Source organism: Ruegeria sp. YKSE079, from assembly GCF_059612845.1.
Window position 1 is genome coordinate 288,268 of the sequence record NZ_JBXWRJ010000002.1, and the last position, 16,258, is coordinate 304,525.

General features: G+C 57.7%; 13 protein-coding genes. 10 read left to right on the plus strand and 3 right to left on the minus strand.

Annotated elements, in window-relative coordinates:
* Nucleotides 1-7 precede the first annotated feature (7 nt).
* A complete protein-coding gene (gene glpD, locus AC2FMY_RS03035; RefSeq protein ID WP_496748297.1) occupies nucleotides 8-1,624 on the minus strand; it encodes a glycerol-3-phosphate dehydrogenase in 1,617 nt (538 codons plus the stop codon).
* A gap of 183 nt (nucleotides 1,625-1,807) precedes the next feature.
* Between glpD and AC2FMY_RS03040 the strand changes: the two genes are divergently transcribed.
* The gene (locus tag AC2FMY_RS03040; protein ID WP_496748298.1) at nucleotides 1,808-2,569 is read left to right on the plus strand and encodes a DeoR/GlpR family DNA-binding transcription regulator; all 762 of its coding nucleotides are present in this window, start codon (nucleotides 1,808-1,810) and stop codon (nucleotides 2,567-2,569) included.
* A 33-nt stretch (nucleotides 2,570-2,602) separates the two neighbouring features.
* Here the strand turns inward: AC2FMY_RS03040 and AC2FMY_RS03045 are convergent, their stop codons facing one another.
* Complete coding sequence (locus tag AC2FMY_RS03045; RefSeq protein WP_496748299.1) at nucleotides 2,603-4,834, minus strand: S41 family peptidase; 2,232 nt, start codon at nucleotides 4,832-4,834, stop codon at nucleotides 2,603-2,605.
* Nucleotides 4,835-4,886: 52 nt separating this feature from the next.
* Nucleotides 4,887-5,432, minus strand: coding sequence for an iron-containing redox enzyme family protein (locus AC2FMY_RS03050; RefSeq protein WP_496806953.1), 546 nt, complete (start codon nucleotides 5,430-5,432; stop codon nucleotides 4,887-4,889).
* Between the two features lie 13 nt (nucleotides 5,433-5,445).
* Here AC2FMY_RS03050 and AC2FMY_RS03055 point away from each other — a divergent pair, with 13 nt between their 5' ends.
* The 9 genes from AC2FMY_RS03055 to AC2FMY_RS03095 all read left to right on the plus strand — a co-directional run bounded on the left by AC2FMY_RS03055 (nucleotide 5,446) and on the right by AC2FMY_RS03095 (nucleotide 16,136).
* Nucleotides 5,446-5,958, plus strand: a complete 513-nt coding sequence (locus AC2FMY_RS03055) for a hypothetical protein (RefSeq protein ID WP_496806954.1) — start codon at nucleotides 5,446-5,448, stop codon at nucleotides 5,956-5,958.
* Between the two features lie 10 nt (nucleotides 5,959-5,968).
* Nucleotides 5,969-7,204: a YcaO-like family protein gene (locus tag AC2FMY_RS03060; protein ID WP_496748300.1), complete on the plus strand. Its 1,236-nt coding sequence runs from the start codon at nucleotides 5,969-5,971 to the stop codon at nucleotides 7,202-7,204.
* Entirely contained in the window at nucleotides 7,192-8,469 is a 1,278-nt protein-coding gene (locus AC2FMY_RS03065; protein ID WP_496748301.1) for a TfuA-like protein, read from the plus strand. Before AC2FMY_RS03060 ends, AC2FMY_RS03065 begins: the two co-directional genes overlap by 13 nt.
* A gap of 43 nt (nucleotides 8,470-8,512) precedes the next feature.
* Nucleotides 8,513-11,113, plus strand: coding sequence for an adenylate/guanylate cyclase domain-containing protein (locus AC2FMY_RS03070; RefSeq protein ID WP_480748109.1), 2,601 nt, complete (start codon nucleotides 8,513-8,515; stop codon nucleotides 11,111-11,113).
* A 218-nt stretch (nucleotides 11,114-11,331) separates the two neighbouring features.
* Nucleotides 11,332-12,075, plus strand: coding sequence for an SDR family NAD(P)-dependent oxidoreductase (locus AC2FMY_RS03075; protein WP_496806955.1), 744 nt, complete (start codon nucleotides 11,332-11,334; stop codon nucleotides 12,073-12,075).
* Nucleotides 12,072-12,542, plus strand: coding sequence for a MarR family winged helix-turn-helix transcriptional regulator (locus AC2FMY_RS03080; RefSeq protein WP_496806956.1), 471 nt, complete (start codon nucleotides 12,072-12,074; stop codon nucleotides 12,540-12,542). Before AC2FMY_RS03075 ends, AC2FMY_RS03080 begins: the two co-directional genes overlap by 4 nt.
* Nucleotides 12,543-12,547: 5 nt before the next feature.
* A complete protein-coding gene (locus tag AC2FMY_RS03085) occupies nucleotides 12,548-13,348 on the plus strand; it encodes an enoyl-CoA hydratase family protein (RefSeq protein ID WP_496806957.1) in 801 nt (266 codons plus the stop codon).
* 3 nt (nucleotides 13,349-13,351) lie between these two features.
* Nucleotides 13,352-14,512, plus strand: a complete 1,161-nt coding sequence (locus tag AC2FMY_RS03090) for an acyl-CoA dehydrogenase family protein (protein ID WP_496806958.1) — start codon at nucleotides 13,352-13,354, stop codon at nucleotides 14,510-14,512.
* Nucleotide 14,513: 1 nt separating this feature from the next.
* Nucleotides 14,514-16,136 carry an AMP-binding protein gene (locus AC2FMY_RS03095; RefSeq protein WP_496806959.1) on the plus strand — a complete coding sequence of 541 codons (1,623 nt, stop codon included), beginning with the start codon at nucleotides 14,514-14,516 and terminating at the stop codon, nucleotides 16,134-16,136.
* The last annotated feature ends 122 nt before the right edge of the window (nucleotides 16,137-16,258 follow it).

Here is a 16,258-nt window from a genome sequence, read left to right on the forward strand (position 1 = left end):
TTCGCCTTCAACCGGCTGAAGGAACGTGGTTGGCTGGCGCTGCTCCGGTTACGCCCCGCCGCTGCAGCATCCATGCGTCCAACACGGCAATCTGTTCCGCGTTCAGTCGCAGGCCCAGCTTGTTGCGGCGCCACACGATATCTTCGGCCCTGCGCGCGAATTCGCGGTCTATCAACCAGACGGCTTCGCGTTCGGTCAGTGTCGCACCAAAGTCCTGCCCCAGTTCGTCACGCGATGTTGCGCCTGCCAGTACGTCCCATGCCTCGGTGCCGTAGGCCCTGACCAACCTGCGTGCCCAGAATGCATCCAGAAAGTTGAACTCGGAGGACAGGCGCGCGACGAGGTCATCGAAGCCGCCCACGGCGAAATCCCCTCCCGGCAGGGCGATCCCGGCTGTCCAGGGACCGGGCAGGTCAGGGAAGTAGCGGCCGATCTTTTCCAGGGCGCTTTCTGCCAGACGTCGATAGGTGGTGATCTTGCCCCCGAACACGTTCAGAAGGGGCGCGCCGCCGTCGTCATCCACCTTGAGAGAATAGTCGCGGGTCGCCGCCGTAGCGCTGCTGGCCCCGTCGTCATGCAGCGGGCGAACACCGGAATAGGTCCAGACGACATCCTTACGAGACAGCGGCGTTTTGAAGTATTTCGAGGCAAAAGCGCAAAGGTAGTCCTGCTCTTCTTCGGTGCAGACGGGTTTTTCCGAAAGGTCCGCATGGTCTTGATCGGTGGTTCCGATCAGCGTGAAGTCGGTTTCATACGGGATCGCAAAGATGATGCGTCCGTCTTCGCCCTGAAAGAAATAACATTTGTCGTGGTCGTAAAGCCTGTGGGTCACGATATGGCTGCCGCGCACCAGACGCACGCCATCACGCGATTGCGTGTGGACGCGATTCTGAATGATATCGCCAACCCACGGCCCGCCCGCGTTGACCAGCATACGTGCCTGAAATGATCGTGTGCCTCCCGTATTGCTGTCCCTGACCGAGATTGTCCAAAAATCGCCGTCGCGCCTTGCCGCGACCACCTCGTTTCGGACAAGAATTTGTGCGCCACGAGCCGCGGCGTCGCGGGCGTTCAGGACGACGAGGCGGGCATCTTCGACCCAACAATCAGAGTATTCAAAGGCGTGCCGGAACTTGTCCTGCAATGGCAGGCCTTCAGGGGTATTCCGCAGATCCAGCCGCCGTGTGCCGGGCAGTACCTTGCGACCGCCCAGATGATCGTAAAGAAAAAGACCCAGCCGGATCAGCCAGGCTGGCCGCCGGCCGCGCATCCACGGCATGACCGTATTCAGAATGCGCGAAGTCGGGGTTTCCGCGTCAAAGCGCATATCGGGATGGTACGGCAGGACAAAGCGCATTGGCCAACTGATATGAGGCATGGCCGACAGCAAGGTCTCGCGCTCGATCAGGGCCTCGCGCACAAGGCGCACTTCGAAATACTCCAGATAGCGCAAACCGCCATGAAACAGCTTGGTCGATGCTGACGAGGTTGCGGAGGCCAGATCGTTCATTTCCGCAAGCACGACCGATAGGCCCCGACCAGCGGCGTCGCGCGCAATGCCGCATCCGTTGATACCGCCACCGATGATGAAAAGATCGCAAATCTGGGGTTTTTGACCGGGCATTTTGGAGTGGCTCCACGCTCTGGGTTTTGCGCGCATCTATGCGCCAGTTATTCGTTTCGTCAACATTAATTTTCGTTTTATTTCGTTTTGGCTTGATTGACTTTCGCATGCGTTCACGCAAAAACACCAAGAATAGTCCAACCCCCTTCAACGGTGCGTTCGGAAACAGCCGAGAATCCCAGCATGTCCCTTTCGTTCAGACAATCGGATATTCTTGAAATTGCCCGGACCGAAGGCCGGGTTACGGTCGAGGATCTGGCGGAACGCTTTGGGGTTACGGTCCAGACCATTCGTCGCGACCTTGGCGAGTTGTCGGAGGCCGGAAAGATTGACCGCGTGCACGGCGGGGCGGTTCTGCACTCGGGCGTGTCAAATATCGGATACGAAGACCGGCGCGGTTTGAACGAGGACGCGAAAACCAAAATTGCCGAAAGATGCGCACGGGATATTCCGGACGGCGCGTCGATTTTTCTGAATATCGGCACGTCGACCGAGGCGGTCGCGCGGGCGCTGCTGGCCCATAAGAACCTGATGGTGGTTACGAACAATATGAACGTGGCCAATATTCTGGTTGCCAATCCAGATTGTCAGATCGTCGTCGCTGGCGGGGTTCTGCGCAGGGCGGACGGAGGATTGATCGGCAACCTGACGGTGGCCGTGATCGAACAATTCAAGTTCGACTATGCGGTTATTGGCTGCTCGGCACTGGACATGGACGGGGACCTGCTGGATTTCGACTTTCAGGAGGTCAAGGTCAGCCAGACCATCCTAACGCAGGCGCGAAAGAGCTTTCTGGTTGCGGACCATTCCAAGTTCCAACGCTCTGCCCCTGCGCGCATCGTGTCGATGGAGTGTATCGACAGGTTTTACACCGATCAGGCCTTGCCCCCCACCCTGGCCGAGAAATGCCAGGACTGGGAGACTGAGGTCGAGATTTGCGGGTAGAACGGCAAGACCGGGGCGGCAGCCCCGGGCTGGTCAGGCGCTTTGCAACGCCGCACCGTCGACATCATCCGACAGCCGCCTAAAGAGGATCCGACGCCGGAAGGAAGCAGCCACCCCTGAGCTATGACCGCTTACGATGTCAAAGTCATGGGCATCCAGCCGAACATCCGCCATTTTGTTTGTGTCAAGCTTGAACTTCATTCGGGTCCGGTTGCTCGTTGGGAGTTGTAGCCCTATGGGCCGACCATCCACGGACAGAATGAACTGCAGCCCTCCGTACCGCTCGCCCACATCCACGTCGAGTTCCACCTGAACCTGGTCGGTAACGACCGGTACATCCAGAATGATTGAATCAAGCGCGATGGGCCGACCATCCACCCGTAAACCCACATCGAAATCCTGCTTTGGCAGCCCGCTCAACAGCTTGGCGGCATGGCGGATCAGATCGACGTCACCGCCCAGCAGGTCGTCGCGGGTCAGGTTGTGGAAATGATCGCGACGAACGCCATCCTCTTCAATGGGAAGGCCCTGGTTTTTGCCCACCCTCGTGCAGCGTCGCACCGCGTAATGCGGTTTGGGTTCGACTGGCGCCTTTCCGGGCGGCAGGTAGTCGAGCGTTTCGCCGGGGGTAACCAGATCGACGCAATGGCGATGCGGCCACATATTGGCCCCGCCCCCTCCTGTGCTGGGGTCGACGCCGATGACGGGCCCGATTTCGTGATCCTGAAAACTGGCCGCGAAGATGTCGCCCGAACTGTAGGTAATCGCGTTGGTGACCAGCGCAATCGGCCCGTAATAGACCTGCCCGATATCGTTGGCAGATTGCGGGTCTGTCAGCGTTTCCTGGCCCGAAAACATATTGCCGACGTCCACGGCCGGAGACACCCTGTTGCGCCAATCCCGGAGAGGTTTTGCCTTGCTTTTGCTGGACCATACGATCTGTTCCACCAGCGTTGTCGCCAGAAACTGAAAAGGCAACGGCGTGATGACACGTGGTGTCAGGAATTGCAGGACCCGTTCGGCGGCGACCACCTGTCCGCCCGGATTTGATCGAACGTCAATCAATAGCCCGGTCTGTGGAATGCTGAACAGAATCTTGAGAAAGCCTTCGACGAATTTCTTTGGGCTGCAATCAAAGTGCACGATCCTGACAAGGCCGAACTTGAACCCGTCAGGCCCATGGTCGACCTTGATATTGTGCACTTCGAACACGCCGGGCGGCAGGCCTTCGATTTCGGCGGGCATCTTGATGATGCGTTCCTTGCGGTCGATCTCGCTGGGCCGTTGGAACAGAGTATTCCGCACGGTCGATTCATACATCGAGCGGTGTTCCATTGAGGGGTCCGACGTGGAGTTGTTCTGAAAGTTCTTCTTCAATTCCCACATGGCCTGAACCGAGGCCACCCTGCCCTTGTCTTCGTTGTCCAGAATGACACGCCAGGGAAAACGGATTTCGCGAATGACCTCTTTGTCTTCTTCATCCCAATAGCGGTACGCGATCGTAACATAGTACTCGCTGGGCGGAAGCGAGCCACCGAACCACCTGACCGTCATCAGACGCAGACCCAGAGCGAATTGTGCATAGATGTTCGAGCCCTGCTCTTCCTCGCCGATGCGTCGGATCGCCTCGTGGATCGGCATTCCGTTCCAACTCAGGATTTCGACGCCGGGCTTGAAATATGGATGTTTGAAATCCGCGAGCAGCCCTGAAACGATGACCGTACGCTCGGCATCCGGGTCGAAACTGTCTTCGCTGAGGTCTTCGACTTCGCACACCTTGCCATGCACAGGTGCGTCGCTGTCGATGACGTGAGCATCCAGCAGGAATGGCAGGAACGCCACCATGTTTGAAAAGGGCGGAGGCATCACATAGGCCGTGTGAATATCCCGCAACCCCTTGAATATCTTCATGATATGAAGGTGAAATTCATATCCGTCCAGCTTGTCGCAGCGTCGTTTGAGCTGACGCAGAGCCGTCACCGGATCGACCGCATGCCTGGTTCGTTTAAGTTCCCGATGAACATAGAGCTCGCTGAGAACAAGAATGGACTGATCGATGATCTTGCGCCGGTCACGGGTGGAAAGGGGCTCGGTTTCCGGCATCGCCAACGCTTCGCCCACTGCGTAGGTTTTGCCAACGCTTTTCAAAGCTTGCGCCAACGCCGGAACTTCGATTTGTGCGACGCGGTCCGTTGCGTCGTCGGCATAGGGACTGCCGCGCAAAACCATCGGGTTTCGAAGCGGCGCACTGCTGCGCTTGGTCACTGTGATCTCCTGTATTTTGCGGATCGCGATCCCCCGAAATCGCGATGCCGTCTCAGATCCGTCGATCAGGGGCGTCGGAGGGAGAAATTCGGCCTGCGATCGACGCAAGCGTGTTCGCAGTATGCGTCGCGCTGATACCTATCAGACCTAGATGGCGGCGGCTGAGCGGCATCTGATCCAGCGCTTCATCCAGATCGTCGCGATGATGCGGATCGACGCGGCCGTGGAAATGATAGGTTCGAAAGGCTTCTTTCGGCAAACCGCTTTCGCGTTCAAGCTTGTCAATCAACTGGTCACTGGGGGGTGCGGATTCCAAAAGCGCGATACAACCCAACAGCATGACCGGATGATAATGGTGGATCCAATAGTATTGCGCCCCCATCATCGAGGCCACATCGCCAAGCGGCAGAACGTCAAGAACGTCTGCCCGCGCAAACCCCGCCGCTTCGAGATCGTCGAGCGCCCATAAATCATGGTCACGTTCTTCGCCTACATGCTTGGCAAAATAGTCGCGCAAATGGCGGCACAAGGCGTCACGCTCGGCCATTTCCGCCGCACGATCCCGCGCGGCCTCCATCAATGGGACGGTGGCACGCATGATTTGTTGAAGCGTGACAAGAAAACCCGGAATTAGGTCTGGCAGGTCTGGCCGCGCCCAGAATCTGGCGAATGCCTCATTCGCGGCAGAGCAGGTCAGCTTCATCTTTGTGCGAACGATCTGGCTGTTGGAAAGTTTGCCTACGACAGAAGCATTCTCATTCATTGCTCGCCTCAAAATTTCTAAACATTTGGTTAAGTTTCGGCTGGAAAGGGCAGAAATTCAACAATATTCGTTGACACGCTGGCATAATTTGTCGTGCATAGAGTTTGTTAATAATTTTCGGCATTCCGCCGGAAACCTACAGAGGGGGAATGAAGTCATGGCCGAATCTTCGAATTTGGATCGCTTGGTCAACGCAGGAGCCGTTCAGGACGCAAGCCACATTTCAGATGACCACAAGCGCATTTTGAACGAGGAATTCTCGAAAGAAGAAATCGACGCGATTATCAAACTCAAGGACAAGATCACCGGTATGCCGTTTTCGTCCGACGGTGATGAAGATGGCGGCATGGCCGCGCTTTAAGGTTACCTGAGTGCCGTCTATCGCCAAGACCGTACGGCACCTATTTGGCCACGAAAACTCGGTCAAGGTCTCGCTTGATTTCCCAAGGACCTTGACCGCCGAACAGACACTCGAGAAATGTGACAGGATCAGGTCCGCGCTGCCGATAACACGGGTGGCCGATCTGACGCCTTTGGATCGCCTTGGATTACCGGTCTATTGTGCTGTCACCCCTCTCGCCCGCGATTTGACCACGCATATGGGAAAAGGGCGCAGCAAGGCGGCGGCAAAAGCAAGCGCCATCATGGAAGCGTGCGAAAGGGTCACAGCGGAAACGATTCCCCAAGGCGCCATTCGGGCCAGCTTTTCCAAGCTGTCGGAATGCAATTCCAACGCGTTGGACCCTAGGCTTCTTACTCTTCCACCTGGCACCCGATTTGACCCCGATCGTGAATTTACGTGGCTCGCGGCAACCGATCTGAAAACGGCACGTGATGTCCTGGTTCCTGTGGACATGATGGTCTGCCCGCCGGTTGACGGCCTTTTGCACCTGCCGGACACGAACGGGCTCGCCTCGGGCAACACCCTCCTCGAAGCGGTCGTGCACGGGCTGTGCGAGTTGGTCGAGCGCGATGCAATCAGTCAACTGCTGTTTTTTGAACTCTATGGCGAAGCAGAAGACACGGCGCCGACGTGCCGGAGAATTGCCGCCGAGGCTGACCTGCCGCAAACCTGTCGGAATCTGATCGGCGAAATCGAGGAAGAAGGGCTGTCGGTTGAGCTTGAGGAAATTACTCAGGACATCCGCATCCCCGTTTTTCGCGCCACCATTATCGATGGGTCGTATCCGACGCCTTCGGGACCGCAAAAAAAGAAGTTTCCCGGCCTTGGCTGTGCGCCGAACGCCGGTGTGGCCCTGTCCCGGGCCTTGACCGAGGCCGTTCAGTCGCGTCTGGCCCGCATTCAAGGCGCGCGAGACAGTTTCAACAGAATGCCGCAACGCAAACGCCCCTTTCCGTTTCACCCTGAGGCTATGGAATTCAGCACATGGAGCAGCGTTCCCAGTTTTGAAAGCCACGATCTGGTTGATGATCTGGCTCACATTCTCGGCGCATTGGAGGTTGCCGGGTTTTCGCAAGCTTTGTTTGCAGACCTGACCCGCAGTGATTTGCAGGCGGCGGTTGTTCGGGTCTGCGTTCCGGGGCTGAGCGTTTTTCTGGTGGACCAAAGCCGCGTCTCGCGACGGGATCTGAGATGGCTGGTATAGATACACCTGACTTCACGACCCCCGCGGCCCCTCCACTGGTCTTTGTCGGCCCGTCGATCCCCGCTGAGGAAGTCCGGCGCATCCTGCCGATTGCCGAGCTGCGACCGCCTGTGCGTCGCGGTGATCTGCACTTGGCCCGCATGTTACGCTACTCTGTTATGGTCATCCTTGATGGCGTGTTTTCGCAAAACGACGCGGTGTCGCCGCGCGAAGTTGCCGATGTTTTGCGGGACGGAGCAGTTGTCGTTGGTGCAGCAAGCATGGGAGCGCTGCGCGCGGTGGATTGCGCCCCTTTGGGGGCCATCGGCACGGGCCGGATTTTCCGCATGTTCCGACGCAGGTTGATCGACAGTGAGGACGAGGTCGCCGTGACCTTCAATCCCGAGCGCCCTTATCCATCTCTGACCTTGCCACTGGCCGGCGTGCGGATCGCCCTGCGCCGAGCCGTTCGCCGGAACCTCATTTCGCTGCAAGAGGCCAACGCACTTTGCCAAGCCGCACAAAACCTGCACTATTCCGAACGCACGTGGCGCGCCATTTTTGCCGCCAGCCAGAACCAAGAACCGTCTACCGGGATGTCCGACTGGCTCAGGGATCAAGACCCGAAGCGCGAGGATGCCCGCAGCGCGTTGAAGCTGGTGGCGCGACTGATGAAACGGGACCCCGGTTGGGCTACGCGCCCACGTGCGACACGCGTTCCGTTCAGGGATCTGGACGATCTGCGAACCAGCCTGCCGGGGTCTGCGCTTGGACCAGATGTTGGCGAACATGACGCAGGATTCGTTTTGTGGTTGCTGATGACCGGTCGCGCAAACCGGTGGCTTGGAAAAAACCGGAATGCGCTTGAAGAATTGCACAGTATTGACCCAATCCTGCCAGACAAATGGACCAAGTACCTTGAGCAACTCGATTGGCGTCACGTCAAATGCAAACATATTGATCAAGCAATGGCTTTTTCCGGTTTCCTGATTGACCAGGTGTCCCGTTCCGGCGACATTGACGCAGAGCGTTTCCGTTTCAAGGCGGTCTCAGAATTTCTGAGAGCGGTTGAGGATGGTGCGCTGGGTGACGAGGAACACAGGTTGTTGCAATACCGGATCGCCGCCGAACACAGGGCGGAGGATTGGAATTGTCTGATGGCCCGTGCATCCCCAACGGTTGGCGATTTGGTATCGGACTTGGCAAGGCAATGGGCACAGGCCAAGGCCGCGGTTGAAAGAAAAATCAAGACGAACGGAACCGACGATGAATCAAGCGGCGATTGAACAAAAAGCTGAGCACAGAACTGATGCCGTCAGCAGAACGATGATGTTCACAGACATCGAAGCATCAACGGCTTTGCTGCAGGCGCTTGGCGATGAATACCCTGCCGTTCTCAGGCGCCACCAGGATATCGTTCGGGAATGCTATGCCCCGTTTGGCGGCGATGAGGATGGTACGCAGGGTGACTCGTTTCTGGTCTTGTTCGACACCCCGCGCCAGGCCTTGGGCGCGGCTATTGAAATTCAGCGCAGACTAAAAACGGAACAGTGGCCACGCGGCATCGACCTGCGTGTCAGAATCGGACTGCACGAAGGACCGATACAGCAGCTGGGAAAACAACTTGTCGGCTATGACCTGCATCTGGCCGCGCGCATCGGAGATACCGGACACGGTGGACAGATCGTATTGTCGCGAAACGTCTATCAATTGCTGGAACAAGATGATTTCGCGGCGTGGGACGTAAAAGTTCGACCGCTGGGTGTTCATCGGTTGAAAGCGATCCGATATCCCGAAACACTTTTTGACATTGTCGATCCGCAGATTTGCATCGACTTTCCACCGCTCCGCACTCTGGACGTACGTCGTACCAACATCACTCAACCCTGCGGCCCGATCGTTGGCCGCGATCGGGAAACTTCCGAGATCATGGGCTTGCTGAACGACTCCTCGGATCGTCTTGTTACGGTTACGGGCATGGGGGGCACGGGTAAGACGACTTTGGCGCAACGCGTTGCTGCGCTTTGGCTGCGCGACACCGAAGACGGCGCGTATTTTGTCGATTTCAGCGGTCTCGATACCCCGGGACTGGTACTGCCCAGTATCGCTCAGGCGCTGGGCGTGCGTGACTATCCCGGCCGCCCAATCAGCCTCGATATCGCATCCTTCATCGGCACCAGCCGCATGCTTTTGGTGCTCGACACCTTCGAGCACGTCATTGATGCGGCCGTCGCCGTGTCAGATCTGTTGGACGATTGCCCCAATCTGCGCCTTCTCGTCACCAGCCGGGCTGAGTTGCGAGTGAGAATGGAAAAGATCTATGCCATTGATCCGCTCAGCCTGCCCAAGGCCAGCGACCCCACCCCCGAAACAAGCGGTGCCATGCGGCTGTTTGTAGAGGCGGTGCAAGCGGAAACGTCGGACTTTCAGATTACTGCCGACAACCGGGCGACGGTGGCAAAAATCGTTACCCGACTTGAAGGAATACCGCTTGCGCTCAATCTGGCAGCCGCACGCATGTCTTTGTTGTCGCCGCAACAGCTTCTGGAGCGGCTGGACAAGAAACTGAAGCTTTTGCGCAGTTCGCAACAGGATTCCGGGCGTCATCGGACGCTTCGCAATGCCATCGAATGGAGTGAAAGCCTGTTGAACGAGGAGGAACGACAGACCTTTTTGGCCCTATCCGTTTTTTCGGGTGGCTTCCGCATCGACGATGCAGAGGACACTTTGTTGGAAATATCAGATTTTGATGCGGACGTCCTTGAGGCCGTGGCATCGCTGACATCCAAGAACCTGCTCTATCGACGTGTCGCCAACGGCGCCCCTCGATTCGGAATGTTTGATATGGTGCGCGAGTTCGCCACGGAGTTGTTGGAGAAAAACGGTGACTTGGAACAGGCGCAAACTGCGTTCATCGATCAGTTCGCACGGCTTTGCAAAACCTGCGGCGCGTATGTTCTGACCCACGAACAAAAACGCCATGTCACACGGCTGAGTGACGAGGCTGACAATATTCGTGCCGCTTTGCGCATTGCCCTCGGGCGTCAGGACATCGAGACCTGCGCGCGTTTCATAGACGCACTCTATTGGTACTGGATATCTCAGGGTCAGTTTACGGAAAGCCTTGACTGGATCAAAAAAACGGATGAACTCGCCTCCAAGTTGGGTGACAGCGCTGCCGCTGCGAAAATCAATTTGGCCGCTGCCTATACCAAGGCCATGGCGGGCGATTACGAAGGGGCTTACCTTCACGGTCAGAAGGCCGAGCGTATCTTTACTGAATTGAACGACGAAGATGCCACGAAGAAAGCCGCCATGATCCACGCGATCTGCGGGGCTGCGACCGGCAACATCGAAGATCCGAGTGAAACGATCATGGGCTGCATCCAGCACATGCAGGCCAAAGGCGACAATTATTTCACTGCGCTCGGTTTGCTTATCATGGGCGAAGGCGCGCGCATGGAAGGCATGAAAGATGCTGCCGAAGAATGCTATGGTCAGGCGCTGGAGCTTTTGACGTTGGAACGGAACACATTCTGGCCCGGGCTATTGAAACAGAACGTCGCGCATTTCCGGATCGCCGAAGGCAAAACCGACGAGGCGCTGGCACTTTTGGGCGAGGCGTTCGATCTGGGGCGGGATTTCGATTATCCGCCCGTAATCAACCTTTGCGTCGCCGCATATGGAGGCGTTGCAATGAAACATGGAAACGCCGAGAAGGCGGCGCGTCTGCTTGGAGCCGTCGAGGCAAACATGGCCAAGATCGGCGCAAAGTTTGAACCGACGGACAAGGCCGACATCGATGGCTATATTGCGCAAGCTGTCGAAGCGCTGGGGCGCGAGAAATATGACGAGTATGCCAAAGCCGGTGCTGCCACTCCCTGGGTGAACATTCGCGAAGAAGCGCGCTCTTCCGGCAACGACGGTTGATGGACCGCTGACGATTCTCCCGGCAAATTGCTATTGCCGGGAGATGATCACGTAACGGTTCTGTCGAACCTCTGGGTCAATCCTCGATAACCGCGAATTCAAATTTCCGGGGTAAAGAATTGATTTATTAACTGTTTTCATCATTTTACTTTAAGTTCAAAATTTTTATTGTTGAAATAAATACCGGTTGCTAAAGTACCCTGTAACTGGGGTTCGCAATGCATATTTCTGGCTCTCATGTTGTCGTAACCGGTGGAGGAACCGGAGTTGGTGCGGAATGCGCCCGTCAGTTCGCTGATGCCGGAGCGAAAGTGACGATCCTCGGACGCAACGAGGACAGGCTGAAAGCACAGAACCTTTTCTATCAGATCTGCGACGTGACGCGGCCTGAGGATGTCGAGGCGGCGTTCGCAGCGGCCCGGCAGGAACAAGGCAAGGTCACGATCGTAGTTGCGAACGCGGGTGCGGCGCCTAGCAAACCGTTTTCGAAGATGTCCAGTAGCGATCTTCAGCAGGTGCTGGATGTGAACCTGTCTGGAGTTTTCCACTGCTATCAGGCTGCGTTACCGGACATGCAGGAGGCCGGGTATGGGCGCTTGATCGCCATAGCTTCGACCGCTGGCCTGAAAGGATATCCCTATGTCTCGGCGTATTGCGCAGCCAAGCATGGTGTCGTGGGGTTGACCCGTGCTCTGGCCCTGGAACTTGCACCATCGGGGATTACCGCGAACGCTATCTGCCCCGGGTTTGTCGCAACTCCTTTGCTGGAGCGTTCGATAGCCACCATCATGGAAAAAACCGGTGCGGATCGGGTACAGGCAGAAGCCGCCCTTAAACGTTCTAATCCGCAAAACCGTTTCATCAACACTGACGAGGTCGCCGCCGCCGCCTTGTGGCTGTGTTCAGAGGGCGCGCGCGGCGTCAACGGTCACACGATGACCATATCCGGAGGTGAAATATGACCCGCCCCGCCTCAAGACCCACCGAAGCGCCAAGCAAGGAACGCCTGCGACTTTGGTTGCGCTTGCTCAAGGTGTCACGTGGGGTCGAGACACATCTGCGCGCAAAACTGCGCAGTGAGTTCAACTCAACCCTGCCGCGGTTCGATGTGATGGCTGCTCTGTCAAGACACAAGAACGGCCTCAAGATGAGCGAGCTTTCAGGCGTGTTGCGGGTGTCGAACGGCAACGTCACCGGCATCGTGGATCGCCTGGTCGACGAGGGACTGGTCATGCGGGTGGCGGTCGAGGGCGACCGGCGCGCCTCACTGGTGCGGCTGACACGCAAGGGCGAGGCCGAGTTTGCGACGCAGGCGGCGGCCCACGAAGGATGGATCGACGAGCTGCTTGGGACGCTCGACGCGGAAGAAGCCATGGTATTCAGCACCAAGCTGGAGACGTTGGTGAAATCGTTGGACGAGGGCAAATAACAAACATGCGAAGTGACACCAGACATTTCCTTTGTGATATCTCCGATGGCATCGCGACGGTTGCCCTGAACAGGCCTGACCGGAAGAACCCGCTGACCTTTGACAGCTATGCCGAATTGCGCGACTGGTTTCGCGACCTGGCCTACTCCGATGACGTCAACGCGGTGGTCTTTGCGTCGAACGGCGGTAATTTCAGTTCTGGCGGCGATGTCCATGACATCATTGGGCCGCTGACCCGGATGAACATGAAGGAATTGCTGGCATTCACCCGGATGACCGGGGATCTGGTCAAGGCGATGGTGAATTGCGGCAAGCCGGTAATTGCCGCCGTCGACGGGATTTGTGTCGGTGCCGGTGCCATCATTGCCATGGCAAGCGATCTGCGCATTGGAACACCCGACGCAAAAACTGCTTTTCTGTTTACCCGTGTGGGCCTAGCCGGATGCGACATGGGTGCCTGCGCCATCCTGCCCCGGATCATTGGCCAAGGGCGCGCCGCCGAGTTGCTGTATACCGGCCGTTCCATGAGCGCCGAAGAAGGCGAGCGCTGGGGGTTTTTCAATCGTCTTGTGCCTGCAGGAAATTTGGAGGCAGAGGCACAGGACCTGGCGGCCCGTTTGGCCGCAGGTCCGAATTTTGCGCATATGATGACCAAGACAATGCTCGCGCAGGAGTGGTCGATGTCCGTTGAACAGGCCATCGAAGCCGAGGCGCAAGCACAAGCAATCTGCATGCAAACCGGCGATTTTGAACGCGCCTATACCGCGTTCGTCGCCAAGGAAAAACCGGTGTTCGAGGGGGATTGAGTCATGGTGGATCGATCCTTTCTGAACTGGCCTTTTTTTGACCAGAGGCATCGGAAGCTTGCCGATGCGCTGGAAATGTGGGCCGGTCAGGAACTTGCGAGGATCGACCATTTCGACACTGATGCAGCCTGCCGTAGCCTTGTTGCCTCACTTGGTCAGGATGGCTGGTTAAAACACACCGCGTCAGATCAAGGGGGCGATGCGCTTGACGTCAGAACCCTGTGCTTGATCCGGGAAACGCTGGCCCGGCACGATGGTCTGGCGGATTTTGCCTTTGCCATGCAAGGGCTGGGAACAGGTGCAATTTCACTTTTCGGCACTGCCAAGCAAAAAGCCGAATGGCTGCCACTGACAACAGCGGGCAAGGCGATATCGGCCTTTGCCCTGACCGAGCCGCAATCGGGGTCAGATGTTGCCAATTCCACGATGACGGCGACTCGTGACGGTAATGACTTTGTTCTGAACGGAGAAAAAACCTGGATTTCAAATGGCGGCATCGCCGATGTCTACACGGTGTTCGCCCGTACCGGAGAGACCCCCGGTGCCAAAGGACTGTCGGCCTTTGTCGTGCCCGCCGGTCTGCCCGGTTTTGAAGTGACCGAGCGGCTGCACACGATTGCACCGCATCCCCTTGCTACTCTGCGCTTTTCGGAATGCCGCATTCCCGCCGCTGCCATGATCGGTGCGCCCGGAGACGGATTCCGGATCGCCATGTCGGTTTTGGATGTGTTTCGCTCCACCGTGGCGGCAGCCGCGCTAGGGTTTTCCCGCCGCGCACTCGACGAAGCCCTGACCCGAGTGCAGGCGCGCAGAATCGGCGGCGCGCCCTTGTCGGATTTACAGATGGTGCAAGGCCACATTGCCGATATGGCCGTGGATGTGGACGCCGCAGCCCTGCTTGTTTACCGCGCCGCGTGGTCCAAGGATTCCGGAGCGCCGCGCATCACGCGCGAGGCAGCCATAGCCAAGCTGTTTGCAACCGACCACGCCCAGCAGGTCATCGACCGGGCCGTGCAGCTTTTTGGCGGCGACGGAGTGAAATCGGGGGAAACGGTCGAAAAGCTGTACCGCGAAATCCGGGCGCTGCGCATCTATGAGGGCGCATCGGATGTGCAGCGCGTGGTAATCGCGCGGCAAACCCTTGGCGCGCATCAGGGAGGATGACATGCTGAGACCATCTGCCCATATTGACACCTTCGCGCGGGACAACTTGCCGCCGGCAGATCAATGGCCGGACCTGCTGCTTGACGCGTTCGACTATCCGGATCGACTGAATGCCGCGGTCGAGTTGACGGACCAGATGGTGGAAAAGGGGTTTGGCGACCACACTGCGCTGATCGGGAACGGGCGGCGCCGCACGTACAAGGAGTTGACGGACTGGAGCAATCGCATCGCGCATGTTCTGGTCGAGAATCTGGGTGTTGTGCCGGGCAACCGCATCCTGATCCGTTCCGCAAACAACCCGGCAATGGTGGCCTGCTGGCTGGCCGCGACCAAGGTCGGTGCGGTCGTCGTCAACACGATGCCAATGTTGCGCACAGGTGAGTTGACAAAAATCGTGGACAAGGCGGAAATCACGCATGCGTTGTGCGATACGCGCCTCAAGGACGAATTGGTCGCTTGCGCCAAGGCATCGAAGTATCTGAAAACCGTTGTCGGCTTTGACGGCACTGCCAATCACGACGCCGAACTGGACCGGCTGGCGTTGGAAAAGCCTGTGCACTTTGACGCCGTCAAGACCAGCCAGGACGATGTCGCGCTTTTGGGGTTCACTTCTGGAACCACCGGCTCGCCCAAGGCCACGATGCATTTCCATCGCGATTTACTGATTATCGCGGACGGCTATGCCAAGGAGGTTTTGAAGGTCACGCCAGAAGACGTGTTTGTCGGCTCTCCTCCATTGGCATTCACTTTTGGTCTCGGAGGGCTGGCGATCTTTCCGCTTCGGTTCGGTGCGGCGGCGGCCTTGCTGGAAAACGCCTCGCCACCGAATCTCATCGAAATCATTCAAACCTATAAGGCAACAGTCTGTTTCACGGCGCCGACGGCCTATCGAACGATGTTGGCGGCGATGGAAGAAGGGGCCGACTTGTCCTGCCTGCGAGCGGCGGTGTCGGCGGGGGAAACCCTGCCCGCCCCAATTTACGACGACTGGATGGCAAAGACCGGCAAGCCGATGCTGGACGGCATCGGCGCGACCGAGATGTTGCATATCTTTGTCACCAATCGGTTTTCCGACCACCGCCCCGCCTGCACGGGCAAACCGGTCACGGGATACGAAGCGAAAGTCATTGACGATGACGGGGCCGAACTTCCACCCGGAACAGTCGGTCGCCTTGCCGTGCGCGGCCCGACCGGTTGCCGTTATCTCGATGACGAGCGACAGAGTGACTATGTGCTGGATGGCTGGAACATTACCGGCGACAGCTTTACCATGGATGCGGAAGGGTATCTGCATTTTGCCGCCCGAAACGACGACATGATTCAAAGCTCGGGCTACAACATTTCAGGTCCCGAGGTCGAGGCCGCGTTGTTATCACATCCCGCGGTATCCGAATGCGCGGTGGTGGCAAAACCGGACGAGGCGCGCGGCAACATCGTTCAGGCGCATGTGGTTCTGAACGAAGGCCATGCCCCCGATGAGGCAACGATCAAGGCGTTGCAGGATCACGTCAAGACGACGATTGCACCGTACAAGTATCCGCGCAGCATCGTATTCACGGGTGCGCTACCCAAGACGGCGACCGGGAAAATTCAGCGATTCCAGTTGCGTGAGGGCGGAAAATGATCTGCGTGCTTGCACCTTGGGAGAAACCGGATAGCCTTCGGCCCAGACGCTGAAGATCAAGCAAACGAACAACCCGCGGCATTTGGAAGGGGGCGGCGGGAACTCGGGGGAGCCCGAACAGG